Origin of the sequence: Candidatus Kaistella beijingensis (assembly GCF_020084865.1) — a bacterium.
GTDB lineage: Bacteria > Bacteroidota > Bacteroidia > Flavobacteriales > Weeksellaceae > Kaistella > Kaistella beijingensis.
The window spans coordinates 2,499,682-2,525,804 of the sequence record NZ_CP071953.1 but is presented as its reverse complement, the minus strand read 5'-3'; the positions used below and the strand labels follow the sequence as shown (position 1 = coordinate 2,525,804).

The 26,123-nt window shown below is 35.9% G+C and carries 30 protein-coding genes; 13 read left to right on the top strand and 17 right to left on the bottom strand.

Translation table 11 applies throughout. The features are described 5' to 3' along the window. Window positions 1–52: 52 nt before the first annotated feature. Both J4771_RS11765 and greA read right to left on the bottom strand, forming a co-directional pair. The gene (locus J4771_RS11765) at window positions 53–442 is read right to left on the bottom strand and encodes an HIT family protein (protein WP_224135188.1); all 390 of its coding nucleotides are present in this window, start codon (window positions 440–442) and stop codon (window positions 53–55) included. A gap of 81 nt (window positions 443–523) precedes the next feature. After that, on the bottom strand, window positions 524–997 hold the full coding sequence (gene greA / locus J4771_RS11760; RefSeq protein ID WP_224135187.1) for a transcription elongation factor GreA: 474 nt from the start codon (window positions 995–997) through the stop codon (window positions 524–526). Between the two features lie 97 nt (window positions 998–1,094). Between greA and J4771_RS11755 the strand changes: the two genes are divergently transcribed. The 6 genes from J4771_RS11755 (at window position 1,095) to J4771_RS11730 (ending at window position 4,479) form a co-directional block, all read left to right on the top strand. After that, on the top strand, window positions 1,095–1,544 hold the full coding sequence (locus tag J4771_RS11755; RefSeq protein ID WP_224135186.1) for a hypothetical protein: 450 nt from the start codon (window positions 1,095–1,097) through the stop codon (window positions 1,542–1,544). Window positions 1,545–1,562: 18 nt separating this feature from the next. Then, window positions 1,563–2,012 carry a D-aminoacyl-tRNA deacylase gene (gene dtd, locus J4771_RS11750; RefSeq protein WP_224135185.1) on the top strand — a complete coding sequence of 150 codons (450 nt, stop codon included), beginning with the start codon at window positions 1,563–1,565 and terminating at the stop codon, window positions 2,010–2,012. An 85-nt stretch (window positions 2,013–2,097) separates the two neighbouring features. Next, a complete protein-coding gene (locus J4771_RS11745; protein WP_224135184.1) occupies window positions 2,098–2,598 on the top strand; it encodes a hypothetical protein in 501 nt (166 codons plus the stop codon). An 81-nt stretch (window positions 2,599–2,679) separates the two neighbouring features. Next, window positions 2,680–3,240: a hypothetical protein gene (locus tag J4771_RS11740; RefSeq protein WP_224135183.1), complete on the top strand. Its 561-nt coding sequence runs from the start codon at window positions 2,680–2,682 to the stop codon at window positions 3,238–3,240. 34 nt (window positions 3,241–3,274) lie between these two features. Next, window positions 3,275–4,057 carry an alpha/beta fold hydrolase gene (locus J4771_RS11735; RefSeq protein ID WP_224135182.1) on the top strand — a complete coding sequence of 261 codons (783 nt, stop codon included), beginning with the start codon at window positions 3,275–3,277 and terminating at the stop codon, window positions 4,055–4,057. 56 nt (window positions 4,058–4,113) lie between these two features. Continuing rightward, on the top strand, window positions 4,114–4,479 hold the full coding sequence (locus tag J4771_RS11730; protein ID WP_224135181.1) for a DUF1304 domain-containing protein: 366 nt from the start codon (window positions 4,114–4,116) through the stop codon (window positions 4,477–4,479). Between the two features lie 33 nt (window positions 4,480–4,512). Here the strand turns inward: J4771_RS11730 and J4771_RS11725 are convergent, their stop codons facing one another. Then, window positions 4,513–5,520 carry a DHH family phosphoesterase gene (locus tag J4771_RS11725; protein ID WP_224135180.1) on the bottom strand — a complete coding sequence of 336 codons (1,008 nt, stop codon included), beginning with the start codon at window positions 5,518–5,520 and terminating at the stop codon, window positions 4,513–4,515. A 392-nt stretch (window positions 5,521–5,912) separates the two neighbouring features. On the opposite strand from J4771_RS11725, the gene rpmH reads away from it, so the two are divergent. Both rpmH and J4771_RS11715 read left to right on the top strand, forming a co-directional pair. Further along, window positions 5,913–6,071, top strand: coding sequence for a 50S ribosomal protein L34 (gene rpmH / locus J4771_RS11720; RefSeq protein ID WP_039365072.1), 159 nt, complete (start codon window positions 5,913–5,915; stop codon window positions 6,069–6,071). A gap of 259 nt (window positions 6,072–6,330) precedes the next feature. Beyond that, the gene (locus tag J4771_RS11715; RefSeq protein WP_224135179.1) at window positions 6,331–7,041 is read left to right on the top strand and encodes a cell division ATP-binding protein FtsE; all 711 of its coding nucleotides are present in this window, start codon (window positions 6,331–6,333) and stop codon (window positions 7,039–7,041) included. A gap of 314 nt (window positions 7,042–7,355) precedes the next feature. On the opposite strand, the gene J4771_RS11710 is transcribed toward J4771_RS11715, so the two are convergent. The 3 genes from J4771_RS11710 to gltX all read right to left on the bottom strand — a co-directional run bounded on the left by J4771_RS11710 (window position 7,356) and on the right by gltX (window position 11,177). After that, complete coding sequence (locus J4771_RS11710) at window positions 7,356–8,279, bottom strand: Dyp-type peroxidase (protein WP_224135178.1); 924 nt, start codon at window positions 8,277–8,279, stop codon at window positions 7,356–7,358. A 118-nt stretch (window positions 8,280–8,397) separates the two neighbouring features. Then, entirely contained in the window at window positions 8,398–9,354 is a 957-nt protein-coding gene (locus tag J4771_RS11705; RefSeq protein ID WP_224135177.1) for an acetyl-CoA carboxylase carboxyltransferase subunit alpha, read from the bottom strand. Window positions 9,355–9,665: 311 nt separating this feature from the next. Beyond that, window positions 9,666–11,177: a glutamate--tRNA ligase gene (gltX, locus tag J4771_RS11700; protein ID WP_224135176.1), complete on the bottom strand. Its 1,512-nt coding sequence runs from the start codon at window positions 11,175–11,177 to the stop codon at window positions 9,666–9,668. A 188-nt stretch (window positions 11,178–11,365) separates the two neighbouring features. On the opposite strand from gltX, the gene J4771_RS11695 reads away from it, so the two are divergent. The 3 genes from J4771_RS11695 to J4771_RS11685 all read left to right on the top strand — a co-directional run bounded on the left by J4771_RS11695 (window position 11,366) and on the right by J4771_RS11685 (window position 13,922). Beyond that, the gene (locus J4771_RS11695; RefSeq protein ID WP_224135175.1) at window positions 11,366–11,713 is read left to right on the top strand and encodes a phosphomannose isomerase type II C-terminal cupin domain; all 348 of its coding nucleotides are present in this window, start codon (window positions 11,366–11,368) and stop codon (window positions 11,711–11,713) included. A gap of 576 nt (window positions 11,714–12,289) precedes the next feature. Next, window positions 12,290–13,120 carry an LTA synthase family protein gene (locus J4771_RS11690; RefSeq protein ID WP_224135174.1) on the top strand — a complete coding sequence of 277 codons (831 nt, stop codon included), beginning with the start codon at window positions 12,290–12,292 and terminating at the stop codon, window positions 13,118–13,120. Then, window positions 13,110–13,922 carry a class I SAM-dependent methyltransferase gene (locus J4771_RS11685; protein ID WP_224135173.1) on the top strand — a complete coding sequence of 271 codons (813 nt, stop codon included), beginning with the start codon at window positions 13,110–13,112 and terminating at the stop codon, window positions 13,920–13,922. The genes J4771_RS11690 and J4771_RS11685 overlap by 11 nt, the downstream gene beginning before the upstream one ends. Here the strand turns inward: J4771_RS11685 and J4771_RS11680 are convergent. The 11 genes from J4771_RS11680 to pdxA all read right to left on the bottom strand — a co-directional run bounded on the left by J4771_RS11680 (window position 13,919) and on the right by pdxA (window position 23,819). Further along, complete coding sequence (locus J4771_RS11680) at window positions 13,919–15,208, bottom strand: glycosyltransferase (protein WP_224135172.1); 1,290 nt, start codon at window positions 15,206–15,208, stop codon at window positions 13,919–13,921. The genes J4771_RS11685 and J4771_RS11680 overlap by 4 nt on opposite strands. Beyond that, a complete protein-coding gene (locus tag J4771_RS11675; protein ID WP_224135171.1) occupies window positions 15,205–16,137 on the bottom strand; it encodes a glycosyltransferase family 2 protein in 933 nt (310 codons plus the stop codon). Before J4771_RS11675 ends, J4771_RS11680 begins: the two co-directional genes overlap by 4 nt. After that, on the bottom strand, window positions 16,134–17,087 hold the full coding sequence (locus tag J4771_RS11670) for a CgeB family protein (RefSeq protein WP_224135170.1): 954 nt from the start codon (window positions 17,085–17,087) through the stop codon (window positions 16,134–16,136). The genes J4771_RS11675 and J4771_RS11670 overlap by 4 nt, the downstream gene beginning before the upstream one ends. Window positions 17,088–17,096: 9 nt before the next feature. Further along, the gene (locus J4771_RS11665; protein ID WP_224137842.1) at window positions 17,097–17,864 is read right to left on the bottom strand and encodes a glycosyltransferase family 2 protein; all 768 of its coding nucleotides are present in this window, start codon (window positions 17,862–17,864) and stop codon (window positions 17,097–17,099) included. Window positions 17,865–17,868: 4 nt separating this feature from the next. Beyond that, window positions 17,869–19,119 carry an ornithine--oxo-acid transaminase gene (gene rocD, locus J4771_RS11660; protein ID WP_224135169.1) on the bottom strand — a complete coding sequence of 417 codons (1,251 nt, stop codon included), beginning with the start codon at window positions 19,117–19,119 and terminating at the stop codon, window positions 17,869–17,871. A gap of 109 nt (window positions 19,120–19,228) precedes the next feature. Further along, a complete protein-coding gene (accC, locus tag J4771_RS11655) occupies window positions 19,229–20,581 on the bottom strand; it encodes an acetyl-CoA carboxylase biotin carboxylase subunit (RefSeq protein WP_224135168.1) in 1,353 nt (450 codons plus the stop codon). Window positions 20,582–20,663: 82 nt separating this feature from the next. Next, on the bottom strand, window positions 20,664–21,143 hold the full coding sequence (gene accB / locus J4771_RS11650; RefSeq protein WP_224135167.1) for an acetyl-CoA carboxylase biotin carboxyl carrier protein: 480 nt from the start codon (window positions 21,141–21,143) through the stop codon (window positions 20,664–20,666). A 126-nt stretch (window positions 21,144–21,269) separates the two neighbouring features. Continuing rightward, window positions 21,270–21,473 carry a 50S ribosomal protein L32 gene (gene rpmF / locus J4771_RS11645; RefSeq protein ID WP_224135166.1) on the bottom strand — a complete coding sequence of 68 codons (204 nt, stop codon included), beginning with the start codon at window positions 21,471–21,473 and terminating at the stop codon, window positions 21,270–21,272. 68 nt (window positions 21,474–21,541) lie between these two features. Beyond that, complete coding sequence (locus J4771_RS11640) at window positions 21,542–22,063, bottom strand: YceD family protein (protein WP_224135165.1); 522 nt, start codon at window positions 22,061–22,063, stop codon at window positions 21,542–21,544. A 142-nt stretch (window positions 22,064–22,205) separates the two neighbouring features. Further along, the gene (locus J4771_RS11635) at window positions 22,206–22,613 is read right to left on the bottom strand and encodes a GxxExxY protein (protein ID WP_224135164.1); all 408 of its coding nucleotides are present in this window, start codon (window positions 22,611–22,613) and stop codon (window positions 22,206–22,208) included. Between the two features lie 114 nt (window positions 22,614–22,727). Further along, the gene (gene pdxA, locus J4771_RS11630) at window positions 22,728–23,819 is read right to left on the bottom strand and encodes a 4-hydroxythreonine-4-phosphate dehydrogenase PdxA (RefSeq protein WP_224135163.1); all 1,092 of its coding nucleotides are present in this window, start codon (window positions 23,817–23,819) and stop codon (window positions 22,728–22,730) included. A gap of 223 nt (window positions 23,820–24,042) precedes the next feature. Between pdxA and J4771_RS11625 the strand changes: the two genes are divergently transcribed. Beyond that, the gene (locus J4771_RS11625) at window positions 24,043–24,639 is read left to right on the top strand and encodes a riboflavin synthase (RefSeq protein ID WP_224135162.1); all 597 of its coding nucleotides are present in this window, start codon (window positions 24,043–24,045) and stop codon (window positions 24,637–24,639) included. Continuing rightward, entirely contained in the window at window positions 24,626–26,080 is a 1,455-nt protein-coding gene (locus J4771_RS11620; RefSeq protein WP_224135161.1) for a sensor histidine kinase, read from the top strand. Before J4771_RS11625 ends, J4771_RS11620 begins: the two co-directional genes overlap by 14 nt. The last annotated feature ends 43 nt before the right edge of the window (window positions 26,081–26,123 follow it).

Here is a 26,123-nt window from a genome sequence, read left to right as displayed (position 1 = left end):
CCATTAAAAAATTTTGCCAAAGTTACGAAACCTTGGCAAAACGATAGCTTTTTTAAGAATTTTTAATATTGTTTTGAACTTCCCGATATTCCTCATCCGACAATTTCAAGCGAACATTTTTAAAATTCATGTCCTCCATTTTATTGATTGGAATGAGGTGAATGTGAGCATGTGGAACCTCGAGTCCTACGACGGCAACGGCAATTCTTTGGTCGGGATAGGTTTTCCCTAATTTCTTTGCAACATCTTGTGCGAAACTCCAGAGGTTTTTGTAATCTTCATTTTCAATGTCGAAAATCAAATCGGTTTCCTGTTTCGGGATAACTAAAGTGTGTCCTTTTACCAACGGCATTGCATCGAGGAAAGCCAAATGTTTTTCGTCTTCAGCAATTTTGTAGCACGGAATTTCTCCTCGAACGATTTTTGTGAAAATAGAGCTCATGATGTAAATTTAAAGTTAGTATGGATTCTTTTATTATCATCAAAAACAGGTCCATGAGACTCGTTTTGATAAGAATTATTTTTAAAGTGAAATCTCCAAAACCTCAAATGAAAGTTTGTTGCCGTTCGGTAAAACAATATCAGCAGTTTCGCCAACGATTTTTCCCAATAAACCTTTTGCAATAGGGGTATTCACAGAAATTTTTCCACTTTTCAAATCGCTTTCATTGTCGGGAACCAAAGTGAATTTTTGCTCCTGTTTCGTAGCATTATTTTTAAGACGAACCGTGGTCAAAATTGACACTTTGGAAGTATCCAAAAGATTTTCGTTGATCACTTTTGAGTTTACGATTAAATCTTTCAGTTTAGAAATCTTCATTTCCAACATTCCTTGTGCTTCCTTTGCAGCGTCGTACTCTGCATTTTCAGAGAGGTCGCCTTTATCTCTTGCTTCAGCTATTTGCTGGGTGATTTTTGGTCTTTCAATGGTTTCTAGTTGCTCCAGTTCAACTTTCATTTTATCTAAACCTTCCTGTGTAACGTAACTTGTTGCCATAATTTTTTCTTTAGCGTTAGTATAAAAAAATAATCCGACATTTGTCGGACAATGTTTTCGTTGTGAATTCGTTTCACAAATATATAAATTTATTTTAATGAAAAGAATTTTTCTCGCAATTTTTTCATCAATCATTCTCATTTTCAGTTTATTGAATATCACTTCTTGCAAGGAAAGAGAAGAAACGGTTAATTGTTTTCCAAACGTGCCAATTAATGTAGTTTTAAATTTAAATCTTCCCGCATACTACGTTTTGCAAAATGTTGGTGGCTGGATTTACGTGAACGAGCAAGAATGTGGAACGAGAGGTTTAATTGTAGTTCGCACCACAAACGGCTTCAAAGTTTACGACCGAAACGCACCACATGTTTGTCCCGACAACAATACCACGTTGAATGTAGAAAACAATATCAAAGTAGTTTGCCCGAAAGACGGTGCAGAATGGATTTTGATTACTGGTGAACCGACAAAAATTGCACAAATTCCGCCAAAAACGTATCGCTATAATTTTGATTCCACGACAGGAATTCTCTCTATTTTCTATTAATTTGTTTAAATTTATTGCATGAAAGCAGTAATACAGCGTGTTTCCGAAGCCAATGTAAAAGTTGATGGCAAAATTGTGGGTGAAATCTCAAAAGGTCTACTCCTTTTGATCGGAATTGATGAAGAAGATGAAAAAAACGATGCGGACTGGCTTGTTCAAAAAATTTTAAGCCTCCGAATTTTTGGCGATGACGAAGGCAAATTAAATCGTTCGGTAATGGATATTTCGGGTGGAATTCTTTGCATCAGTCAATTCACTTTGATTGCGGATTACAAAAAAGGAAATCGACCATCTTTTATTAAAGCTGCAAAACCCGAAAAAGCAATTCCACTTTTTGAATATTTTAAAACCGAAATCTCAAAATCTGGATTGAAAACAGAAAGCGGAATTTTCGGTGCAGACATGAAAGTTTCACTTCTAAACGACGGACCTGTAACGATTGTTATGGACTCAAAAACGAAGCAGTGAAACATGGGCAATGAGTAATGTGTAATAAGTAATGAGGTACAAGTAATTTTTTCTAAATTTGAATCTGAAGATTTCATTTTTAATCATGAAGAAAATTTTTATCATCGTTTTAGCCTATTTACTTCTTTCCTGCAATAAAAACGGAAACAAGATTCCAGCTAAATCCGACAGTACCAAGATTATTGAATCCATTAATGTCGCTCGAACAAAATATAATGACAGCATTAAAACGCTCAACCAGAAAAATAATTTCGGTGATTTGTCTGGAAATCATCCATTGAAATTTGAAAATGATGACGCAACACTTTCCGGCAAAATTAATTTTATAAAAATCGGTCGCGATGAATATCAAGTAAATGGAAGAGCCACAGCAAACGGAAACAAAATTGCAGTCGCCGGAAATATAAAAAGAGTTTCGGAGAAACACTTGAATTTCGAAGGCAGAATTTCACAAATCATTAACAGAAAAAAATATACACGAACTCGCCGAAGCACATTTCTGAATGAAGGAAAGGGAAATTTTTGGAGACTCCAAGACAAGGTTAATAACGACGGTTTTGTAGATTACATCGACATTTATCACTAAAGTAAATAAAGAGCGTTTTCCACGGATGTCCTTTTCTGCATAGTATTTGTAAAGTTTTTAATAATCACCACATTTATAATTATGCAAAAATATCTTGTACTTACAGGAACCATTCTTCTTTTTTCATGCTCTAAGAAAACAGAAACGATTAAAACTCCAAGCGTTCTAAAAGAAACAGTTTATATTGAAAAACCTCTCGAAACCCAAATTGTAAATGAAGAAATCACTCCAAAGAATAATGATGCTGAAGAAGAAAACACGGGCAATTCCGTTGATGTTCAAACTTCAAATGAAAAAAGTTTAGCCGGAAAACACTCGCTCACTTTACAGTGGATTTCCTGGGACAAACCGGGAACAATTACTTTCAAACCGATTGGCAAAAATCTATATAAAGTTTCCGGAAGTCAAATTATTGGAAAACAATATTTAAAAATTGACGGTGAAATCTCCCAAGTTTCCGACAAAGAATTAAGTTTCGATGGAACAATTAGGCACAGCACGATTGTCAACGGAAACGGAAAAGAATGTGTAAAAAAAGGCCCCCAAACGTTCCTTTCTACCCAAAACCGAAAATATTGGCGTATGCAGGAAATGCAGAATTGCGACGGTATTGGTACTGATTACATTGATATTTATTTTTAAACTCAACTGGATTTTTTTTTAATTAAATTTGAACATGCTGAATTACGAAATATCTGGAAACGGTAAAGAAAACCTTGTCCTGCTCCACGGTTTTATGGAGAATCTTTTGATTTGGGAAGAACTGGAAGAAAAACTTTCCCAAGATTTCACCTTAATTAAAATCGATTTGCCGGGACACGGTCTCTCCAAAATTTATAGCGACGTTCACTCAATGGAATTGAATGCTGAAGAAGTGAAGAAAGTAACCGACCAGCTGAAGTTGGGGAAATTTCATTTGTTGGGACATTCCATGGGAGGTTATATTTCGCTCGCTTTTGCAGAAAAGTTTCCGGATGATTTAAAATCCTTAACTTTATTCTTTTCTACTTACATTGCCGATGACGAAGAGAAAAAAGAACAACGCAGAAAAAGTTTCAGAATTATTAAAGAAGCATTCCGAACTTATGTAAATGCGGGGATCCCAAATCTCTTCAATGAAAACGAAAAAGACATTTTAGAGGGAAAAATTGACTTGGCCAAAGAAATCGCACTTTCCACGAAACCCGACGGAGTTTTGGCAGCAGTAAAAGGAATGATGGAAAGAACCGATAAAAAATCAGTGATGGAAAAATTTGAGGGAAAAATTTTAGTCATCGCCGGTAAATACGACAACGCAGTGAAAACTGATGTGATGCTAAAAAATCTCCCAGAAAAAACGAACATCAAATCATATCTCCTGGATTGCGGACATAACGGACATTGGGAAAAACCTGCGATTTGTGCAGAAATCATCAACACGGAATTGCTGCATAATTTGCCGAAAAAATTGGTATTTTAGGAAACCTTACAGGTTTCGCAAAACTATAACGTTTAAAAAAATTAAAACCAAAAACCATGGAAATTGTTTCAAAAATTTTAATCACACTTGTCGCCATCGAACATCTTTACATCCTCTATATGGAAATGTTTGCGTGGGAAACGTTGGGAAGAAAGTCTTTCAAAGGTGCACTGAAAGACGAACTTTTCACTCCTACAAAAGGATTGGCTGCAAACCAAGGACTTTACAACGGATTTCTTGCAGCGGGATTAATTTGGTCTTTGCTGATTTCTGATGTGATTTGGTCTACTAATATCGCAATGTTTTTACTTGGATGTGTGATTGTTGCAGGAATCTATGGTGCGATTTCCGCTTCCAGAAAAATATTTTTTGTTCAGGCGGTTCCGGCTATTTTGGCGTTGATTTTTCTTTTGTTACGTTAGAAATATTTCCTATCCTATTTTCGAACTTCAAAATTACAAATCCTCGCCTTCAATTTTTTCCTTAAAATCTTCAATCGTATCTTCAATAGATTTAAAATATTTTCCGCCTGCTGCATTGATGTGACCACCGCCGTTGAAATATTTTCTTGAGAATTGGTTCACATCCACATCTTCTTTGGAGCGGAAAGAAATTTTGATAAAATCCTCATATAAATCTTCCATAAAAAATGCGGAAACCTGAGTTCCCATAATCGATAAACCATAATTCACAAAACCTTCCGTATCCCCCTTTTGGAAACCAAATTCTTTAAGTTCATCACGTTTAAGCCAAAGAATGGCAACTTTCCCGTCTTTTACCACTTCTATTCTGCTTAAGATTAATGACAACAAATGCAGTCTTGAGACTGTATTCGTGTCCCAAGTGTTGGAAGTAATCATTGCAGGGTCTGCTCCTTTTTCTATTAAATTAGCAATAATTCTGTGCGTTGTAGCAGATGTGGACCGAAAACGGAATCCACCTGTGTCAGTCATAATTCCCGTGTAAAGACAATCTGCAATATCTTGGTTCACTAATTTTTCTTCATCCAAAGCTTCAATAAAATGATACACCATTTGCGATGTTGCAGGAATGGTAGTGTCGGAATACACGAAATCAAAATCTTCTGGTTGTTGATGATGGTCGATGAGGATTTTAGTGGCCCTTGCTTTTTCAATCCATGGACCGACTAAATTTCCTGAACGGTGAGAGGCGTTGAAATCGAGGATGAAAATAACATCGGCGTTGTAAATTGCTTCTCCCGCCTGTTTTCTTTTGTAATCGGCGATGATGATTTTTTTCGCTTCCGGCATCCATTTCAGGAATTTCGGGAAATCGTTGGGAACGATAACGTCGGCTTGCAGACCCTTTTGTTTCAGAAAATGTTTCAGACCTAAACTTGAGCCGATTGCGTCTCCATCAGGATTGTAATGCGTGATGATTGCGATTTTGTTTTCGGGTTTTAAGAGTTGGTTGATGTCTAAAATTTCTGAAGGAGTGAACATTTTTCTGAATTATTGTAATTTGCAAATATAGATTATTTGGATGGATGTTGGGTGATGGAGGTAACGAAGTGAGGAATCTTAAAAACAAAACCAACACTTGATTCCTGTAACAAATCTTCTGAAAATGACGTTCCTCACGTAAGCGATTGAAGCGGCATCCTTTTTTCTTTTTCCGATGGAAAAGCTGCGGCAAAAACAAAAAAGATATAGCGGAAAGCGCGACCCGAGTTATGGGAAAGTTTAGAGAATCTCGTTAGTAAGCGTCGGAGAGGGATACGCCCAATTGAATTTTATTTCGGGGAAAATTTTAAAATTTAATTTGCAGAAAATAAAAACTTTACTATCTTTGCAGTCTGAAAAATAAGATATAGTTTTTACTAAAAATATTAGCAATGAGCAAGAGAACATTCCAGCCATCAGAAAGAAAGAGAAGAAACAAACACGGTTTCCGTGAAAGAATGTCTACGCCGAACGGTAGAAGAGTTTTGGCTGCAAGAAGAGCAAAAGGCAGAAAGAGTTTAACTGTAAGTGCAGCACGCGCTAAGAGATAATCTCTGGAATTATCAGATACAAAATTATGCTTGGAAAGTAAATTTTCAGGCATTTTTTGTTGTTAAAATTTGCTAAAAATTCGCTGCAAAAGAAAGTTTTACCTATTTTTGGTTTGAGCGAAATATCAGTTTACAAAAATTGAACAAATTTAATTTCCCCAATCCTTAAAGGGTGTGATTTTGCTTTATTTTTGAAGGAATTTTCGTTTTGCAATTAATTTAATTATCACTTATCAATCATTATTTATCAATCATAAATATGCCACATTCAACACTAGAAGGTCACGACGTAATTCATTTAAAAAACGCGAAAATTGCACAGAAAAATTTTACCGTTCTTAATGACGTTAATCTGAACATAAAACAAGGAAGGTTTTGTTACCTCATCGGAAAAACCGGTTCCGGAAAAAGCTCTTTGTTAAAGACACTATACGGACATATCCCACTTGGTTCCGGACATGGAAGTGTTGCCGGTTTTGAGTTGGAAAAATTAAGAACTTCCGACATTCCAAACCTAAGAAGAAAATTGGGAATCGTATTTCAGGATTTTCAGTTGTTGACAGACAGAACTGTTGAAAAAAATCTTCGCTTCGTTTTGGAAGCGACAGGTTGGGATGACAGAAAGAAAATGGAAGACCGCATCAATGAGGTTTTGGGTAGTGTGGGAATGAAGTCTAAAAAACATAAAATGCCGCACGAACTTTCTGGTGGCGAACAGCAAAGAATTGCCATTGCAAGAGCTTTATTAAATCATCCTGAACTTATTTTGGCAGACGAACCTACAGGAAATTTAGATCCTGAAACTTCAAACGAAATTATGACGTTGTTGAAACAGGTTGCTTTTGAAAATAATTCAGCAGTGGTGATGGCGACGCACGATTACCACATGATTCATAATTTTCCGGGAGAAGCGATTCGTTGTGAAGACGGCAAAGTGACGGTTTTGGATACGGCGGAGCTTTTTGAGTAATTTTTTTCTATCGCAGACTTGGCGGATTGTGCAGATTTTTTCTGTGTGAAAAAAAAAAAGTAGAATCCTGTAATTTCGATTGTGGGATTTTTTTGTGAGGATTTTTGCCACGAACGTATAGATATAATTATTTTTAGAAGATTTCTCACTTCGTTCGAAGTGACCGCTCCTTCTTATGATACAGGTTTTTTTGGCGCGGCGGCAAAGCCGCCGCGCCAAATCCCCTCAGTTCCACCCACTTCTTGAGGTCTTTTCGAATTGACGAAGACAATGAGAAATCTTTAGAATTAGAACCTTTCGAACAAATTTCAATTTTATCCAGAAAACTCATCCAAAATATCAAAAGTCGGAACGAAAAACAAAGTCCCTGTTTTTGGAAAACTAAAATCAAGCAATCGGTCGTAATTTCCTTTCGGTTCGCCCACAAACATCCTAGTCAACATTTTTTTCACCGTTGAGAATTTACTTGCATAACAGATGAAATAAGTTCCCATATCATTGGTAGAAATATTTCCAAAAGGCATATTGTCACGCACAATTTTCGCATCGTCACCAACATTTGCCAATGCAGAATGGGAGTTGGTCGGTTTTACCTCGTCCGACATTTCGATGTCTTCATATTTTGAGCGACCGATTACTTTTTCTTGCTCGTAAACAGGCAAGTTTCTCCAGGCGTGTAAATCATGCATATACTTCTGTACGAAAAGATAACTGCAACCTTTATATTCTAAGTCTTCGTCGCCGATTATTCCGAAATAGGCACGGTCTTCTCCGTAAGGATTTTCAGTTCCATCCACAAAACCGATGATGCTTCTTCCGTCCCAATATTTGAATCCGTGAATTTCTTCCACACAGTCGGCAACTTCTCGTAAAGCATCTGTAATTGCAGTTGCAGTATCCATACAGAAACTTTTATAATTCCCGCGAATATGGAAATGCAAATCGCCCTTTGTAGAAACTGCGGTATGTTTTGAACCTACGATTTCTTGAAATTCCTCAAATTCTTTCGGGAGTGGTTTTTTCAAATCCAATAAATTCCACGCATGAAAACCAATTCCCATCACCACACTTGCTTTGGTTTCGGGAAAACGTGTATTTGCAGAATGATTGAGATTGATGACTAATTTACAAACGTTTTTGAAGGCTTCTTTAATTTCAACATTTTCTTTAAAGTTCCACACCATAAAAACGGTATTGTGATTTACGCCATCGAGCACGTTTTGGGATTGAATTTTCATATCAACTTTTTTAGCAAAATTTATCCTATAAAGTTAAAGTGATTCGCGTTAAAATACAAATAAAAAATCCTCACATTCAAATAGAATGTGAGGATTTGAATTTCTATTGTTTTGAAAATTATCCCTTAAACTGACCCATTGCGATGAATTTGTCCTGTCTTTGGGTTTCCAATTCTTTTCCTGTGAATTTTGAAAACGCTTTGATGTTTTGAAGAATCGAAGCTTTCAAATGATCATACGCAACTTGCGGTTCGTAATGTGCTCCACCAAGTGGTTCCTCGATAATTCCATCGATGAATTTTTCTTTTAGTGCATCATGTGGAGTTAATTTTAAAGCATTTGCTGCATCTTCTTTGTGATCCCAGTTTCTCCATAGAATTGACGAACAACTTTCTGGTGCAATTACGGTGTACCATGTATTTTCAAGCATGTACACTTTATTTCCGACGCCTATTCCTAAAGCTCCACCACTTGCTCCCTCACCGATGATGTAAACAAAAATCGGAGTTTTAAGCATGGTCATTTCGTAGATATTTCTTGCGATGGCTTCACCTTGTCCTCTTTCTTCGGCTTCTAAACCTGGATAAGCTCCCGGTGTATCGATTAAAGAAATTACGGGAATGTGAAATTTTTCCGCCAGTTTCATCAAACGCAATGCTTTTCGGTAACCTTCAGGATTGCTCATTCCGAATCTGCGAAGCTGCCTTTCTTTAGTGGTTCTCCCTTTTTGAGTTCCAATAATCATCACCGATTTTCCGTCAATTTTTGCAAGTCCGCCAATCATTGCGGGATCGTCAGCAAAATTTCGGTCACCGTGAAGTTCCAGAAAACTGTCTTTATCAACGATTCCTTTAATAAAATCCAATGTATAAGGACGATCTGGATGACGAGAAAGTTGAACTCTTTGCCACGGTGTAAGATTTCCGTAGATTTCTTTTTTCTTTTCTATAATTTTATCTTCGATTTGCGAACAGGCAAGTTTCACGTCTACTCCACTTTCTTCACCGACCAATGAACAGGTTTGATACTGATCCATCAATTCTTTTATCGGAAGTTCAAAATTTAAGTATTCCATTTTCTTCTTTAAAATAATCTTTCAAATTTAGTAAAAATAACTGTGAAGCATAACAAAAAATCACAAATAACTTACTTTTCAAACCATAAAAGTCACAAAAGTAAAAGGGGAATATTTTGTATCAAATATTGTTCAGAACAAGTTTACAGAATTGAAAATCGGGGATTTAAAAATATTATTTCTCCACTTCTCCAAAGGGTTTCACCTTTTGCTTAATTATTCCGCCACTTCGTGGCTTTGTTGAACGGCTCTTTATGAACAAAGGGCTTCACCCTTTGCTGTTGATTTCGCCACTTCGTGGCTTTGTTGAATCACTTGATTTGATGAACAGCATTTTTTATTCTTGCGACACTTTCCTCTTTTCCGAGGATTTCTAAAATATCTGGAACATCGGGACCTTTCAATTCACCAACTAGACTCAGTCTTAAAGGCATCATCACTTTTCCAATTCCAAGTGATTTGGATTCGGCAAAATCGTGAATTTTTTGTTTGATGATTTCAGGTTTCATGTCCCAATTTTCAAGTTGGGTGGAAAGTTCATTCAAAATAGTTGCAGTTTCTTCATTCCAGGCTTTTTTTACCGCCTTTTCATCGTAGTAAGTTGGAGCTTCGAAGAAGAATTTTCCATCGTTATATATATCTTTTACAAAAGTTGCCCGTTCTTTCATTAATGAAATCACTTTCAATAATTTTTCGTCGCTTGAATTTTCAAGGTTGATTCCTTCCACATTTTTTAATAATGCCAAAACTTCTTCGTCCGATTTTGATTTCAAATATTCGCTATTGAACCATTCCGCTTTTTCTTTGCTGAATCTTGCACCGGCTTTATGAACTTTATGCAAATCAAATTCCTTCGCCATTTCATCCAAAGTCAAAATTTCCTTGTCATCAGCAGGACTCCACCCAAGAAGAGCGACCATATTAATAAACGCATCTGGCAGATAACCTTCTTCACGATAACCTTTAGAAATATTTCCCGTTTCCGGATCTTTAAAATTTAATGGGAAAACAGGGAAGCCAAACTTGTCACCGTCTCTTTTTGAAAGTTTTCCTTTTCCTTCGGGTTTTAGAATTAATGACAAATGCGCAAACTCAGGTCTTTCCCAACCCATTGCTTCATATAGTAAATAGTGAAGTCCAAGTGAAGGAAGCCATTCTTCGCCACGAATAACGTGAGAAATCTCCATTTCGTGGTCATCGATGATGTTGGCGAAATGATAAGTCGGCATTCCGTCGTTTTTTACCAGAACTTTGTCATCTAAAGTATTGGTATTTACTGAAAATTTTCCACGGATGATGTCTTCCAAATTCAAAATTCTGTCAACGGGCATTTTGAAGCGAACGACATAAGGAACTTTTTCGTCGATTAATTTCTGAACTTCTTCTTTAGATAAAGTCAAAGAATTTTTAAGGCGGTTTCTCGTCATATTGTCGTAAGCGAAGACTTCACCATTTTGTTCAAACTCTTTTCTGATTTCGTCCAATTCTTCGGGTGTGTCGAATGCGATGTATGCGTAATCGGTTTTTAGGATTTGCGCTAAATATTTATCGTAGATTTCTCTTCTTTCAGATTGACGATATGGAGCAAATTTTCCGCCGTGTTTTGGGCTTTCGTCGGGAATAATTCCGCACCATTCCAACGCTTCCATGATGTAATCTTCCGCACCTTCCACATATCTCGCTGTATCGGTATCTTCAATTCTCAAAACGAAATCGCCGCCTTGATTTTTGGCAAAAAGGTAATCGTACAACGCGGTTCTAACTCCTCCCAAATGCAATGGTCCAGTTGGACTCGGTGCAAAACGCACTCTTACTTTGCTCATTTCTCTGTAAATTTTAAGATGCAAATTTACTCAATTTGGTGCAAGGTGCAAGACGCAATAGTTGCAAATTGTATTTCATAAGATTGCAATTGATTGAATTGATAAAATGCTAAAGTTCCGCATTGATAATTTGGCACATAGTTGCATTGAAATTTTTTTATTTAGTTTTGCAATTAAATAAGAATTTTATGTTAGAAATCGGCGAAAGACCGTGGGGAAAATATTTTGTTTTGGAAGATGAGCCCAACTATAAATTGAAAAGAATCGAGGTAAATCCAGGACACAGACTTTCTTATCAGTACCATCATCACAGGCAGGAGTTTTGGACGATTGTGGAAGGAGAAGCAGTTGTGGTTTTGGATGAAGTAGAACACGTCTTAAAATATGGTGAAAGCATCTTTATACCACTTGGCGCAAAACACCGAATCGAAAACCGTGGGACTGAAATTTTGGTTTTTGTGGAAGTACAAACTGGGAGTTATTTCGGGGAAGATGATATTGTGAGAATTGAAGACGATTTTGGCAGGAGTAAATAATTCCGCATGAAGGTTGTTAAAAATTCATTAAACTATCTTAAGGAAAATTTTCAGATTTCGTTTACATTCCTTTTTGGATATCTTTTTCTGGAAATTATTATTTGTAGTTTTTTAGGCAACCCAATGCAACAAATCTTACCCATAATTTTACTTGCGCTCAATTTTATTTTCCTTTTGATTGGTAAAGAAGATAAGAGTTTTGGTTATAATGTACAGCGTTTGGAGCGATTTCTGGCAATAGTAGTCATCCTGAATTTTTTTCTTTTTTTCACTGGAAAAATCGCTGTTGAAAGTCAATTTTTTGATGTTTTAAAAAAACATACGGGGATCAACTGGAAAGCGATTATTCTGGTTTATTTGGGGTTTTGCATGCTTTCGGTTTTTAATGTGTTTAAAATAAATTTTAAGAAAGCTGTAATTCCTTTATTGATTTTTTCAATTTCAACTTGTTTTGTCCTACCGATTTTATTTCCGGATCCATTCATTGATCTATATCTGATTTTAAAGCAATCCATAACCGATCTTAATTTTTTACAAAATCCTTATCAACGTACATTTCCTGACATCTATAATGGAATGTACGATTACGCCTATCAAAAACAACCCGTAAAATTGGTGTATTGGCCACTCAATGTTTATCTACTTTATCCTTTTCAAATTTTTTTTGGCGATTTGAGGTTTGCAAATTTGTTTTATTTGTTTTTGGGATGTCTAATTCTGTTTTGGAACTTCGGGAATAGCCGAAAAGTTTTGTTTTGGAGTTTAGCTTTGACTTTTTCTTGCCCGTACACATTTTTCATGATCAAATACGGCTGGATTGACACCCTTGCTTTTCCATTTTTATGCCTGATTTTCGTTTCTCTAAAAAACGGAAAATCCCTTTACAGTTTTATTTTTTTGGGAATGTTGATGGCACTTAAACTGTACTACGTAATGATATTCCCGTTCCTCGTGATTTATTTTCTACGGCTGGAAAACACGAAAAAAGATTTGCTAAAATATACATTGATTTGCTGCATTGCTTTTCTCATCTCCTTCTTGCCATTCGTTCTTACAGATTTTAAATCAATTCAATATTCTATTCAATACTTTTCAAACAGTAAACCGAGGATGGATGCTCTTTCTATTGTTGGATATCTGTATCAGTTTGGAAAAGATTTTTCCACAATTTTTAATCTTTTTACCTTAGGATTTGCTTTAGTCATGTATTATCTCTTTTATCAAGCCAAAACAATCAGCATCACAAAGCTTATAAGTTATATTTCCATAACGCTTTTCACCGTATTTTTGCTGGCAAAGCAATCTTTCGGTAACTATTACTACAACATCATTTTGCTCTCGGTAATTTTGGTTGTATTTTTACTTGACAAAAGCTTAACACCATTAAAAAATCAAAATGAATTGTAATATCTGTACACATCCCACCGAAAAAATATTCAGCAAAAAAATATTGTTGAAGTATGATGCAGATTATTTTCGCTGTACTAATTGTGGTTTCATACAAACGGAAGAGCCGTTTTGGCTTAAAGAAGCCTATAATTCTGCCATTACCTCACTTGATATCGGAATATTGGATCGTAATAAATTCTTACTGCGAGAAATACCGAAAATTATTGACAGTTGTTTTCCGGAAGGTCAAATTTTTCTTGATTTTGCAGGTGGTTACGGGCTTTTTGTACGTTCGATGAGAGATTTGGGATTCAATTTCTTCAGACAGGATTTTTTCTGCGAAAATATTTTTGCCAATCACTTTGATCTTGAAGATTCCGCTACAAAACAGTTTGATGCAGTAACTGCTTTTGAGGTTTTTGAACATCTTGAAAATCCGCTTCCTGAAATTGAAAACATCCTTTCTTACTCGGAAAACATAATATTTTCAACAGACATCATTCCGGATGACGAAAAAATTGAGGATTGGATTTACATCGCCCACGAAACCGGACAACATATAGCATTTTACACCGAAAAATCCTTGAGAATTGTAGCAGAAAATTTCGGGAAAAATTATTACAGAAAGAAAAACCTCCATGTATTCACTAATAAAACGTTTACGCAGGAACAGCTAGATTACGCGTTTCATGACAACGATTTAAAAAAAGACTTTTGGGGTACCATTAAAAAGAAAAACAAGAAATTCAGTATACGAAGAGAAAGTTATCAACATCGAGACTACTTGAAAATTAAGGAAATACTAAAACGAAACGCTTAAGATTCCCACATATATTTTCTCTTTTTTCCGGTAATTTTATTTTGGAAATTTTTAAAATTTTCTTTCAGCTTTACATACCAAAGACTTCTTAATTTCTCTATTTTCTGTTGCTGAATTTTATTTTCAAGCAACAGCAATGATTCTTTTGAGGACGCTTTATCATGCATCCTGGGAAAAATCTCTGCATTGATAAATTGAAGTCTGTTTTTAATTTTCTCGCCTAAAAGTTTTGGGCTCAAAAATCGTTTAACATCAGTTTCGCCACGATTCGCGATTTTCTTTGCTTCGGCAGGATTTTCGTAAACGAACAGCATTTTTTCCGCCGCATCATTACAATCAGGATCTGCCCAAAAATCTTTATCTGTACTGAAATAATACTGTTTGCCGGTTTTAACCAAACTATACTTCACCAAAAAAGAATTGTTTAAATTCATAAATTCAGTATTTGCGGAATATCCTGTCGCAATTACCGGTTTTCCCAAATACATCGCTTCTGCCATCGTGAGCCCAAAACCTTCCGAACGGTGTAAGGAAACAAAACAGTTGCAACAGTTCATGAGACTGAACAGCTGATTTCTTTCCAGAATTTCTTCAATCAACACAATACTTTTGTTGGAGCCAATTCTTTCCATAAGCGTACTTTTCTCCTTAGGAAATTCGTTGCTGAGAGAAGATTTTATAACCAATAAAACTTCGGAATTGTTTACTCCAAAAGCTTTTTCATAAGCGTCAATTGTCGCAATCGGATTTTTTCGATGAATTGAACTGTAATAATCGAACATGGTAAAAAACACAAATTTATCTTCCGGAAGATCAAAATCTTTTCGAGTAAAAAGAGGTTCTTCAATGGCGATGGAATGCATAAATTTGAGCACCGGAACAGGAGAAACTTTTGAAATTGCTTCGGTGCAAAAATTACTCGGCACCCAAATTTCATTAAAAAGATCGAAAAAAACTTTGGATTCTTCAGGGAAATTTTCAAGTTCCCATGCCCAAAAACCGATGTTATATTTGTCCTGAAAATAACTTTTGTCCGTTTTTTCAATCACCTTCAAAAGCTGATCGATGTTGATTTGTATAAGATTGATGTTGTAAGGATTTTCTTTAGTGATTTCCTGCGAATGGTCGTCCTTCACATATTTCGACAATTCAATATTGAAATCGTTGAGAACATATGGAACGTCCGTAGTTTTTATGGCTCGAATGTTAGAACGAACCCCTTCACCAAGTCCAAATTGTTTATTAATGTAGCCGGAAATATTTACGCCAAAATTATTATTACTCATTTTTTTAAGAACATTGATTGTATAGGAAATTCTTTCTTCACTTGAATCTTCAAATTGTAATATCGTTCATTTGCCATCAAAAGACACTGTTCCAACATTTGATTTTGAATTTGTGATTTCTCCGCTAAAATTGCAAATTTTTTCATTGAATTTTTCAGGCTTCGTAAATGCTTGCGATACATTTTGAAATCTCTTATTTGGTTTGACCCTGAATAGAATTTTTTTAAATAGGATTTCCAAACCTCTGTGTTATCAAAGAAGACACCACCAACCAGCTGATTTTGGTGAAATCTGTATTTAAAATATTTGCGCTGCAGAAAGTGAAATTTGTTATAATAAGAAGCTACCAAAGCAATCCATTCATCATGATGAATGTTTTCAGTTTGTGGAACTGGTAGAATTTCCGGGAGAAAACTTTTGCGGATCGCCATTGAAGCACCGGTCGCAATATTTCTTATAAATGCGATCGATTCAAAGAAATTAATTTGTGAGCCGTTTTCAGAAATAATTTCGGGAGCGTCCCAAACACTTAACTTATCTAAAATTTTGCCCTCTTCATCCATCGCAAAACCAGTTGAGCAGAGTACAGAAACATCTTCTACATCGCTAAAAAATTTACAGTAGTCATTAACTTTTTCGGGCAACCATTCATCATCCTGATCGCTCAAAAAAATAATCTCGTTTTCGCAAAGTCGAATTGCTTTTTCAAAATTTTTAACACTTCCAAGATTGTTTTCATTTTGATGTATCTTGAAAACATTTGGAAAATTTTGTTGATATTCTTCCAAAATTTTCAAGGTCGAATCGGTAGAACGGTCATCACAGACTACAATTTCATCAACTTTTATCGATTGGTTCAAGATTGAATCAATTTGTTGGCGGAGAAATTTTTCACCATTAAAAGTACACAATGCAACTGAAGTGGTCATAAATCAAACACAATTTTCACCCAGTTTTCAAGGGTGTATTTTCTGTAAATTTCAGGGTTCAATTCCTGATAGTCCGTCTCGAAAAAAGATTTTTGAAGATTTGAAAAATCCTCATTCAACACCAAAATATTGTTTTCGTTATAAAAATCGTAATCTTTAATCGTGTGGTTGTTGGTAATTATTTTTTTCTTTAAAGCCATTGCCTCGAAAATCCGGAAGCTTAATCCGGTTTGCTTATCACGAATAAGATCGAGCAAAACTTTCCCTTTTTTGTAATAACCAGGAATTTCTTCGTGTCTTATTCTCTTCACACCATAACTTACAGAAGAATTTTTGCTTGTGAAAAGTCTTTTTTTCCATGATTTTTTTCCAACAATTTTGGCGTAAACCGACAATCCCGATTTCTCTAATTTTTTAATAATTTCATAAAGATCTACTAATCTTTTGTCAAAAGATGCCAAATAAACTAGATCAAACTTGGGAGTTTGATCCATTTGATTTTCAGGCAAATAATTGTAATTTGTAATCAGCTGAAAACCATGTTTTTCCGCATCAGCTTTGTCAAAACTAAAAACTTCGTCGAAAAGATCCAAAAGATGTTCTGCAGGACAGCGCGACAAACTGTCATAAAGATAGGCTTTGTACCGGTTCGTGCTTTTTTTGATTTCAAGATGAAACTCGCGTTGAATGAGTTCCGGATTAATCACCAAAATCTGGTCTTGTTTTCCAAGTTTATTCAAACGATCCAGGATCATTTTTTGCCTTTTTTCAGTTTTCAAATTACGCCCGAAAACTACTTTAGAAAAGGCATTTTTAATCTTTGCAAAGAAGTTTTTATGCTGATAAGCGCCAATATTGATATGATGTGCGTCAATGCCCTGATTCCGCAATTCATCCACGATATGTGAATCATAATTCCAGAAATCAAAACTAATTACGCAGATTTTCATTGAGCCAAATTACTGTTTTTTTTCGAGTGTCTGTAAAGAATTGTAAGTTTCGAAAACACTTAACGTTTGCAATTCTGCAAGCTGAAACCCTTCCTTACCATCCAAAAAGCCTAACCTGATAAAATAGGTTTTGAAAAATTTAAATGCCGTTTTGGAATATTGAGTTATTCTGTTGTATTTTTTTCCCTTAGCAAAAAGTTCCTTTCCCTTCAGTTGACCATAATGAATCATTTTTTCACGGTAAGAATCGTAATCAGCAACAGAATAGTGAAGAAGTTTATTTTCCAGTACTCCCACTGTTCCATTCACCTCTAAAGTTTCGTGCACTTTTTTTTCTGCAACATATCTGCATTTACTTTTTCTAAAAAGGCGGAAATTTTTGTCGGTTTGCGTACCTGAAAAATTTATTGGTTTTCCAGCAAAATAAAATTTTCTGTAAAAATAATAAGCGTCTTTCTTCTGTGGTTTTTTCAGCTCATCAATAATTTCTTGCCGAAGTTTGGGGGTAATTCGCTCATCACCATCCAAAAAGAGGATCCAGTCGTTTTTTACAGAATCAATTGCGAGATTACGTTGCTTGGTAAAATCCTCAAATTTATTTTGAATAATTTTTACTTTGGGATTTTTTTTGGCTATTTCTAACGTTTGATCGGTACTGAAAGAATCAACAACTACAATCTCATCACAAAAATCAAAACACTCAAGAACTTCCTGAATGTTTTTTTCTTCATTAAAAGTAATGATGGCGCCGCTGATTTTTTCTTTCAGTTCCAAAATTTTATCATTTCTTAAACTCCAAAAATGTTTTCTCGATAATCGAAACGCACTCCATCAATTGCTCCTCAGAAATAACCAATGGTGGTGCAAGACGGATGATGTTTCCGTGAGTTGGTTTTGCAAGCAATCCGTTTTCTTTTAAATCTAGGCAAAGATTCCATGCTGTTGGCGAATGTTGGGAGTCATTAATGATAATCGCATTTAATAAACCTTTTCCGCGAACGTTTGCAATTAAGTCGGTTTTCTCAATCAACATTCTCATTTCATTTCTGAAAATCTGACCTAATTTTTCGGCCCTTTCAGAAAGATTTTCGTCCTCCACAACATCTAAAGCCGCCATCGCAACGGCGCAAGCTAAAGGATTTCCACCGAAAGTAGAACCGTGTTGTCCGGGATGAATTACGTTCATGATATTGTTATTTGCCAAAACCGCAGAAACAGGATACATTCCTCCGGAAAGTGCTTTTCCTAAAATCAAAATATCGGGCTGAACTTCTTCATGATGACACGCGATGAGTTTTCCGGTTCTTGCAATTCCGGTTTGAACTTCATCTGCAATAAAAAGAACGTTGTGTTTTTTACATAATTCGGAAGCACCTTTCAAGAAACCTTCGTCAGGAACATAAACTCCCGCTTCACCTTGAATGGGTTCTACCAAAAATGCGGCGATATTTTCAGCATCTTCTTTAAGAACAGTTTCTAAAGCCGCTAAATCATTGTAAGGAATTTTGATAAATCCCGGTGTAAAAGGTCCGTAGTTATTGTGTGCATCGGGATCGTTGGAGAAAGAAACAATCGTGGTTGTTCTTCCGTGGAAGTTGTTTTCACAAACAATAATTTTTGCTGAATTTCCTTTGATTCCCTTTACTTCATAACTCCATTTTCTTGCAATTTTTAAAGCTGTTTCGACCGCTTCCGCTCCGGAATTCATTGGCAACACTTTATCGAAACCGAAAAGTTTGGTGATTTTCTTTTCGTACTCCCCCAATTTTGAATTGTAAAAAGCACGTGAAGTCAACGTCAATTTTTGTGCTTGTTCAATCAAAGCATCTACAATTTTTGGATGAGAATGCCCTTGATTCACCGCAGAGTAAGCCGAAAGAAAATCGAAATATCTCTTGCCTTCCACATCCCAAACATAAACACCTTCACCTTTATCCAAAACCACAGGAAGCGGATGATAATTGTGTGCGCCGTGCTCATTCTCAAGTTCTATAAAATATTGTGAATTCTTTTGGTGGGTTGCTGTTGACATATTTTTGATTTTACTTTTTTACAAAATTAATGATAATAATTGGAATTTAAATGAGCATAAAAAAACCTGACAGATTGTGTTTGTCAGGTTTAAATATCGTTAACGAAAATTAATTCTCGTATTTCTTATCTATTTTGAAATCTTCCATAAACTTCGTGGTATAATTTCCGGCAAGGTAATTCTCGTCTTCCATTAATTGTCTGTGGAATGGAATGGTAGTTTTTATTCCTTCAATATAGAACTCTTCCAAAGCACGTTTCATTTTTGCGATAGCTTCTTCGCGGGTTTGAGCCGTTGTAATCAACTTTGCAATCATGGAATCATAATTGGAAGGAATCGTGTAACCTGAATAAACATGGGTATCAACACGGATTCCATGTCCCCCCGGAATATTCAGTTCAGTAATTTTACCAGGACTTGGACGGAATTCGTTAAAAGGATCTTCCGCATTAATTCTACATTCGATGGAATGAAGTTTAGGGAAATGATTTGCTCCCGAAATTGGAACTCCGGATGCCAATAAAATCTGCTCACGAATCAAGTCGTAATCAATCACCTGTTCTGTAATTGGATGTTCCACCTGAATTCTCGTGTTCATTTCCATGAAATAGAAGTTGCGGTGTTTATCTACTAAGAATTCAATCGTTCCAACTCCTTCGTAACCGATATATTCTGCGGCTTTCACAGCAGCTTCTCCCATTTTTTGACGAAGTTCGTCGGTCATAAAAGGTGATGGCGTTTCTTCCGTCAATTTTTGGTTTCTTCTCTGAACAGAACAGTCTCTTTCAGAAAGGTGACACGCTTTTCCGTATTGATCACCCGCAATCTGAATTTCGATATGTCGCGGTTCTTCGATTAATTTTTCCATATACATTCCGCCGTTTCCGAACGCAGCAACTGCTTCCTGAATGGCAGATTCCCAATGGTCTTTTAAATCTTCTTCTTTCCAAACGGCACGCATACCTTTTCCACCGCCACCTGCAGTTGCCTTGATCATCACCGGATAACCGATTTCTTTGGCAATTTTTACCGCTTCATCATAAGAATCAATCAAACCATCGGAACCTGGAACACACGGCACTCCCGCTTCTTTCATGGTTGCTTTCGCGTTGGCTTTATCTCCCATTCTGTCGATCTGTTCAGGAGTTGCACCGATGAATTTGATTCCGTTTTTTTGGCAGATTCTGGAGAAATTAGAATTTTCCGACAAGAATCCATAACCCGGATGAATGGCATCTGCATTGGTAATTTCTGCAGCAGAAATAATGTTTGGAATTTTCAGATAGGAATCTTTGCTCATTGCAGGACCGATACAAACTGCCTCATCCGCGAAACGCACATGGAGACTGTCTTTGTCCGCAGTGGAATAAACCGCCACCGTTTTGATTCCCATTTCTTTGCAAGTACGAAGAATACGCATCGCAATTTCGCCACGGTTGGCTATCAATATTTTTTTGAACATCTTAATTAATTTGAAATTTGAAATTTACGATTTGAAATTGATGACCGTTTAATTATGACCAATCATCATTTATCAATTATAATTAAGATGGATCTACCAAGAATAATGGTTGATCATATTCCACCGGAGTTGCATCGTCCACCAAAATTTTAACGATTTTTCCGGAGATTTCAGATTCAATTTGGTTGAAAAGTTTCATAGCTTCAATTACGCAAACCACTTTTCCGGCAGAAACTTCATCACCTACGTTTACAAAAACATCTTTGTCTGGTGCAGGTTTTCTGTAGAAAGTCCCAATCATTGGAGATTTGATGGTTACGAATTTGCTGTCATCGGAAGCAGACTCTGCGGCAGGAGCTGCTGCAGGTGCAGAAGCAGGAACCGCTGCAGGAACTTGTTGTGGTGCAGCGTGATACATCTGCGGTTGCGAAATATAACTCACCTCGCTTCCTGCAAGTGGAGTTTTGATGGTGATTTCGAAATCTTTCGTTTTGTATTTAACTTCAGAAACTTCTGCTTTAGACACAAATTTAATTAGGTTTTGAATGTCTTTAATGTCCATTATTTTGGGTGTTTATTTTATATGCCAAAGATACTAAATTTCAACAAAAAACAACAAAAAACCACTCGAAATTGAAAAAATCGAGTGGTTTTGGTATGAAAATGAAGTTTTTCTAAACTTTCGGGTTTAGTTTTCTTCTGTAGTTTCTACTGCTTTTTCCATTACTACTTTACCTCTGTAGTACAATTTTCCGTCGCTCCAGTGCGCTCTGTGATAAAGGTGCATTTCTCCTGAAGTTGCATCTTTTGCCAATTGAGGAACTTCTGCTTTGTAGTGCGTTCTTCTCTTATCTCTTCTTGTTGACGATTGTCTTCTTTTTGGATGTGCCATTTTCTTATACTTTTAATTTGATGAGCGATGAGTTTTTGATTGCTCAATTCTCATCATTTTAAATTATGTTAATTTTTGTCTTTTAATTTTTTCAAAACTTCCCATCTTGGGTCCACTTCTTTCTCTTCTTCCACTTCTTCTTTCGGACCGAACTTTTCCAAAACATGCAAATCTTCCTCTGAAAGATTAGGCGAAACTTTTTTCATCGGGATGGAAAGCATCACATCTTCGTAAATCAGTTGAACTACATTGAAGGCGTGATCAGTGGACGGAATCGTAATTACATCTTCTTCACTGTCGTCATATTCTTCCCCGAATTTTACCAAAACTTTGATTTCGTTTTCAATGGGATAATCAAAATTTTCATTCGATATATCGCAAACCAGATTTACAGTTCCTGTGGTTTTTATCTCGAACTCCAAAAAAGTGGTGTGTTTATCCATCAAGATATCCGCAACAATTTGGGGTTCTGTAAATTCCTGTTCAGTATCGAAAAGTTGAAAGAACGCTTTATCTATCTCAAATCTGAACTCATGCTTCCCGTTTTTCAGTCCCGAAAACACGATATCGTAGTTTCTTAACTTGTCCATAAAATGAGTGTGCAAAAATATGCAATTTTTTTAATATTACAAATAATTTTTAAAAAGAAATTTTGAATAGCTGAATTTGTTTTAACCACATAGTCACATAGTTTTTTTATTTCTTTAGTGAAAATAGATTATTGCCGCTAAGTTAACTCAATTGCTGAAAATATTTATTAACAAATGTTTTTTGTCCTTCATGGAAAATGTTTGTTACATTAAAGTTAACCAAAATACCTTTAGGAACTTTCAAAAGATTCATATAATTTAAAACTTGCGCTTTGTGAATGTCATCGATATCTTTCACGGATTTTATCTCAAGGATTATGCAATCGGCAATTAAAAAATCACATCTGAAATCGGAATGAACAATTTTTCCTTTATAATCAATAGGAATCTGCAATTCAGAAATAAAATTAATGTTTTGAATTCTCAATTCTTCTTCTAAACATTTCTGATAAACACTTTCCAACAAACCCGGACCTACGATTTTATGCACCTCAATGCAGGCTCCAATAATATTGTAAGTTAATTTCTCGATGTAAGATTGTGTTATCATTGTTTTTTATATTTAAACCACACAGTAACATAGAATAATCTTGATAAATACATATATTTCTATTTTTACTAATATAATTCACAAAAAACTATGTGACTATGTTGTTACCAAAAATCAATGTTCCGCTTCGTCCGGTAAATCCTCATCAACTCCGTTTCCGACTGCTGCTCTTCTTGGTTTCATACGATTCGTCATTAAATCGTTATATTCCTGTCGGTTTTTAAAGATTTTAATAGCCATGAAAATTGCTTCCGTGAAACTTTGTTCATCTGCAAGATTTTGTCCCGCAATGTCATACGCAACTCCGTGATCGGGTGAAGTTCGGATAAAAGGAAGTCCAGCCGTATAATTCACGCCCTCTTCATACGCCAAAGTCTTGAACGGCGCCAAACCTTGATCGTGGTACATGGCTAAAACCGCGTCGTAATTTCTGTACTTGTTGGGTTGGAAAAAACTATCCGCCGGAAACGGACCGAAAGCTAAGACACCGTTATCAAACAATTCTCTGATTGCAGGTTCAATGATTTCAATTTCTTCTTTTCCTATTGCGCCGCCGTCTCCTGCGTGTGGATTTAAACCGAGAACTGCAATCTTTGGTCTTTCAATGCAGAAATCTTCAATTAAACATTGATTCAATAATTTAATCTGTTTTTTGATCTTTTCTTTAGAAATATTTTCCGCAACCTGCGAAACCGGAATGTGATGGGTAGAAACAGCCACCTTTAAATCATCGGTTACCAAAAACATCAAGCCTTTTTTTCCGAATTTTTCTTCAAGAAATCCAGTGTGACCTGCATGTTTGAAACCTTGTTTTAACATTTCGTCCTTATTAATAGGAGCGGTTACTAAAACATCGATTTCGCCATTCATTAAAGCTGTTGTTGCGGCTTCCAAAGAATCGATTGCCATTTTGGTGGATTCTTCGGTTGGTTTTCCTAAATCAACATTTACATTATCTTTCCAAAGATTCACCATATTGATTTTATCATGCTGCGCTTGAGAAACTTCTGTGATATAATGATAGGTTTGCTGCAGCTTGAAAATATTCTTTTGGTAAGTAAATAGTTTTCCCGAAGCAAAAATAATGGGTGTAAAAAAATCGGTGATGTTTTTATCTTGTAGGGATTTCATAATGATTTCGGGACCTATTCCATTGAAATCGCCTACTGAAATTCCGACTTTTATTTTATGTTGTTTTGCACTCATTTTCTTGACTTTGAGAATTATTAGAATTTTACAAATTTAGGAAAATAGAATTTAGTTATTTTGAATATTTTTGAACTATTACGATTGATCAATAATTTTAATAATAATAGAAATCGTGGTTTAAAGGCGAATGAAGATCAAATTTCCTTAGGATTAACAAAAAATCGCTTGTGAAATTAAAATCTCTTGCTTTCTTTTAGTTGTTTCCCGTATCTTTACCCCTATGTTTACAGGAATAATCGAAGCAACCGGAACGGTAGAAAAAATCATCAAAAACGAATCTAATATTGACTTTGTTTTGTCTTGCGGATTCACGCATGAACTGAAAATAGACCAAAGTTTGGCACACAACGGATGTTGTTTAACCGTAGTTGAAACCTATGACGACAAATATAAGGTGACCGCCATCAACGAGACTTTAGAAAAAACCAACCTCGGAAAATGGGAAATAGGGACCGAAGTAAATTTGGAACGGTGTTTGAAGTTTGATGGCAGACTCGATGGTCACATCGTTCAAGGTCATGTTGATAAAACCGGTACCGTTGAAAATATTCAGGACAAAGACGGAAGTTTTTTTATCACCATTCATTACGACGAAACTGATGAATTTGTTACCGTTCCGCAAGGTTCGATCACCGTGAACGGAATTTCTCTTACCGTTGCAGGAAGTGGTTTTGGTAAATTTTCCGTGGCGATAATTCCCTACACTTGGGAGTTTACCAATATGAAAAACCTTAAAATTGGCGACACCGTAAACCTTGAATTCGACATCATCGGCAAATATGTAACAAAATTGTTGAAAAAAAATGCCGCTATCTAAATATAAAGGATACAGTTTACGAAACAAAGTCTTTTGGGGCTTCCTGCTGATTTGCTTTCTAAGCATTGCAGGATCCACGATTCTTTCCTTTTATATTTTGAAGAATAATGCGGTGGAGCAAAGCCGAACCGACTTGCAGAAAAAAGCAGAATCGCTCATGTCGGCGCTTGATTACTCAGTTTCTCATACCCAAACTCAAACCGACGATTTACCCAAAATATTATCCAACGATATTTTTGAGATTGCAGATATCAACAATCAGGATATTATCATTTATGACTTAAAGGGAAATTTTCTTATTTCTAACAAGGACATCAATCTTATTCCCCAGAAAAAGCTGCCGCTCGGAATTGCAAATCAGGTTTTAAGCAGCGACAAAAGACTCGACTTCAACAGTTATGATCAAAAAACGGATGCCAATGTAACTTCTTCTTATATGATTCTGAAAAACAACATGTTGGAACCGATCGGAATCGTTTATTTCCCATTTTATCATAATGATGGATCGTACTTCAGTGTTTTTAATAAATATGTGAATTACATTATTATCGTTAATCTTTTAATCATCATTTTCGGGGTTTGGTTGAGCTGGATTATTTCAAATAATTTAACAAGAGCAGTGACCAAATTTTCTGATATGATCAATAAGGTGACGCTTTTCGACAGTGATCCGAAACCGATTAGGTATTATCAGAACGATGAATTGAATCAATTAGTGAAAGCCTACAACACGATGATTCTTCAAATCAAGGAGCAAAAGGAAAGACTCAGCTTCAAAGAAAAAGAAGAAGCATGGCGTGAAATGGCGAAACAAGTTGCACACGAGGTGAAAAATCCTTTAACCCCGATGAAACTGACCATTCAAAATTTTGAGCGAAAGTTCGATCCGAATGATCCCAATATTCATGAAAAAGTGAAAAACTTGAGCAAAACGATGGTCGATCAAATTGATTTGGTGGCGACTGTTGCAAGTGCTTTCTCACAATTCGCACAGTTACCTGAAAAACACAACGAAATTTTTGATTTGAATAAGGAGATTAGAACCATCATGAATGTTTTCAGCGACGAGAAAATTTATTTCCACTCCAACAAAGATGAAATTATGGTGGAAATGGACAAGATTTATCTCTCAAGAATCATCACCAATCTCGTTGCGAACGCAATTCAGGCAAAGCACGATGACCGAGAAAATATTATCAATTTGGATGTAGAACAAAGGCAAAAAAGAATTTTCATCACCGTAACCGACAACGGAAAAGGAATTCCCGAAGATCTGTTCGACCGGATTTTCGAGCCCAACTTTACTTCCAAAAGTGGCGGAACCGGACTTGGTTTAACGATGGTTCGCAAAATGGTGGAAGACTATAAAGGAGAAATCACCGTACAGTCCGAAGTTGGAAAAGGTTCTACATTTACGATTTCTTTGCCGAATAACGTCTGACAGAATTGTTGGTGTGTTGGTGAGTAGTTGAGTTTGATAAAAA